Below are 800 nucleotides of genomic sequence, written 5' to 3' on the forward strand. Positions count from 1 at the left end.
TGGTGTGGGGGCGTTGGGGGCGTTGGCGCGGGGTGTTCCGCATGTGGGTGTGGTGCGGGGTGTTGCTCGTTCGCGGGGTTCTGCGGTGTTTGTGTTTCCCGGTCATGGGGCGCAGTGGGTGGGGATGGGGGTGGAGTTGCTGGAGCGGGAGCGGGTGTTCGCTGATGCGATGGCGGAGTGTGGGCGGGTGTTGGAGCCGTTCACCGGGTTTTCGTTGCTGGATGTGGTGCGGTCGGGGGTGGGGCTGGAGCGGGCTGAGGTGGAGCAGCCGGTGATGTGGGCGGTGATGGTGTCGTTGGCGAGGCTGTGGGCTTCGGTGGGTGTGGTGCCGTCGGCGGTGGTGGGTCATTCGTTGGGGGAGATCGCGGCGGCGGTGGTTGCGGGCGGGTTGTCCTTGGAGGACGGGGCGCGTGTGGTGGCGTTGCGGGCGCGGGTGATTGGCGAGGAGTTGGTGGGGTTGGGGGGGATGGTGTCTGTTGCTCTGCCGGTTTCGGAGGTGGAGGAGTTGGTGGGGCGGTGGCCGGGGTTGTCGGTGGCGGCGGTCAATGGTCCGGGTTCGACGGTGGTGTCGGGTGATGTGGCGGGTGTTGAGGGGTTGTTGGCGCACTGTGTGGGTGCGGGGGTCAGGGCTCGGCGGGTGGCGATTGATTATGCGTCGCATTCGGTGCAGGTGGAGCGGGTGCGGGAGCGGTTGCTGGAGGTGTTGGCTCCGGTGGTGCCGGTGTCTTCGGGGGTGCCGTTCTTTTCGTCGGTGTCGGGGGAGCGGTTGGACACTGCGGGGCTGGATGCGGGGTACTGGT

General features: G+C 68.1%; 1 protein-coding gene. It reads left to right on the top strand.

What is annotated here, in order from left to right:
* A partial coding sequence (locus IE140_RS35735; RefSeq protein ID WP_189461114.1) for an acyltransferase domain-containing protein occupies positions 1-800 on the top strand: 800 nt, incomplete at both ends.

It is taken from the genome of Streptomyces parvus (genome assembly GCF_014648875.1).
GTDB classification, from domain to species: Bacteria; Actinomycetota; Actinomycetes; order Streptomycetales; family Streptomycetaceae; genus Streptomyces; species Streptomyces parvus.